Here is a 1,911-nt window from a genome sequence, read left to right on the forward strand (position 1 = left end):
CCCTAAAAACAGCACTAAGTACTTTAACAGGTAAAAAGTATTTTTTATTAGAATGAAAAATGATACAAAGTTACTCTGGCTTCAAGCGGATAATTTTATCTTCCCGAAGAACCACTACTACGCTATTTTTTTGTTTCTTGAATTCTAGCATTTTCCTGTAAGAATTTTCAAGCCCCATCAAAATCTTGTTTCTTCTATCAAGTTTATTTTGCGTTTTCATATTGCTACTTGAGTTTTAAAAATAAATGCTGATCCATAATAGTGAGCGGTTCATTTTGAGACTTTTCGGCTATCAATATTGGAAGCCCTTCCGAGTTATCGAAAATCATAACCTCATCTTACAAAGGTATAAATATTTCAAATAAATTAACTATTCCACGAATATATCTGCGTTCTATTATCGATTCCTCAACATTATGTCCGCCTTCTAAAACCCGAGTCTTAACGCGCTCTTTTGCTAATTCCATATTTCGGAGCCAGAAAAATAACAGGGTAACATTATATCCATGCGTCTTGGCTGACTTTATGCTTTCTTTATGGCTAATTGTTGAGAGCGTTGTTTCGAAAGCATAATTATTTCCTTCACGCATCAATTCATCTATTCTATGTAACATAATTCAACCCGCCTCAATACCAACTTTTTCAGTATAGGGTTAAGAAAGCGACTTCTTTTTTATGAGTTTACTCAATTACTTTTTTTCATGGGGTAGTTTGAGTTATAAAGAAACTGCTGAAATAAAATCAGCGGTACGATGATATTTTTATAATAATATAGGGCCTTTGATGGGACCAGTTCTGATGAAATCATAGTCGCCCTGAAATCTCTCCCAAAAGGGTAACCCAATATTATCTTTGGCAACTTATAATAATTTTTATAAATTCGAAGAAGGCAAATAAAGATATCTGCTATAAACAAGTTAACAACAATAATATTAGACTCCATAAATTTTACTAATCATTATGAAACTTAGCATAATAGTATTGATGACAATAAATACTTTGACTTCAGTTGCATTTGGTCAAACTAGATACATTAAAACAATAGAAGGCTCAATAGTAGACACTTCCACATATGCAAAATTGAAAGCCGAAAAAGTTGAAAAAATAAAAAGTATAATGCAAACAAAGGACATTAAAATAACAATAAAAGATAATTTTAAAGAAATCAGACGAACGCCGGATAGCTTAATTTATTCTTACAATTGGGATATTAAAATTGGTGATTCAAAAGTAAAAGAAGAAGATAAATCATTCGAACCCGAAGATTATCTTAACAAAGAATTCCCTTTACCTACTTTCACAACATTCGACAACAGAACTATTGGTATAAATAGTTTAAAGGGTAAACCAACATTGATAAATTTTTGGTTTACAACTTGTAAGCCTTGCATTGAAGAAATGCCAGTATTGAATGGTATTAAAACTCAATTGAAAGACAGTGTAAACTTTATTGCAATTACATTTGAACCAACTGAAAAAGCAAGGGCATTTTTAAAGAACCGAAAATTCAACTTCATACAAATTGCTAATGCAAAAAAATTTACAGATTCTATCAATATGTTCTCATTCCCAGTAAACATATTTTTAGATAAAAATGGCATTGTAATAAAAATTGAAAGTGGTATACCATATATATTTGATGATAAAAAACGAATGAAAATGGGTGATGGTAAAGAGTTTTTGGCTGCATTGCGAGAATTACTATAGCACAAGTCGGATTTTGAAAAAATGGCAGACGGCTTTGAGTGGCATCTTAAAAAAATAATGGCCGCTGGAATATTGTTTCTTTGGACCATTATTATTTTTTAAAATAACAGTGCCCATTTGTAACTACTGAACGAACAACTTACAGGAAAATCTTAACTTGATTTTGAAATACTAATGAACAATCTTGTCCTTTTCTCAAACTAT

The 1,911-nt window shown here is 31.0% G+C and carries 2 protein-coding genes; one reads left to right on the forward strand and one right to left on the reverse strand.

All coding sequences use genetic code 11. The features are described from left to right. Positions 1 to 338 precede the first annotated feature (338 nt). Positions 339 to 614 (reverse strand): zeta toxin family protein, encoded by a 276-nt coding sequence (locus ACOYLT_RS11765; protein ID WP_422854029.1) that lies wholly within the window; start codon positions 612 to 614, stop codon positions 339 to 341. A 346-nt stretch (positions 615 to 960) separates the two neighbouring features. Here ACOYLT_RS11765 and ACOYLT_RS11770 point away from each other — a divergent pair, with 346 nt between their 5' ends. Then, positions 961 to 1,707, forward strand: a complete 747-nt coding sequence (locus tag ACOYLT_RS11770) for a TlpA family protein disulfide reductase (protein WP_422854030.1) — start codon at positions 961 to 963, stop codon at positions 1,705 to 1,707. Positions 1,708 to 1,911: the final 204 nt, after the last annotated feature.

Source organism: Flavobacterium sp. (assembly GCF_049318185.1).
GTDB lineage: Bacteria > Bacteroidota > Bacteroidia > Flavobacteriales > Flavobacteriaceae > Flavobacterium.

Coding starts and splice junctions, on each gene's coding strand:
- ACOYLT_RS11765 (WP_422854029.1), bottom strand. CDS start 614: ATGTTACATAGAATAGATGAATTGATGCGTGAAGGAAATAATTATGCT.
- ACOYLT_RS11770 (WP_422854030.1), top strand. CDS start 961: ATGAAACTTAGCATAATAGTATTGATGACAATAAATACTTTGACTTCA.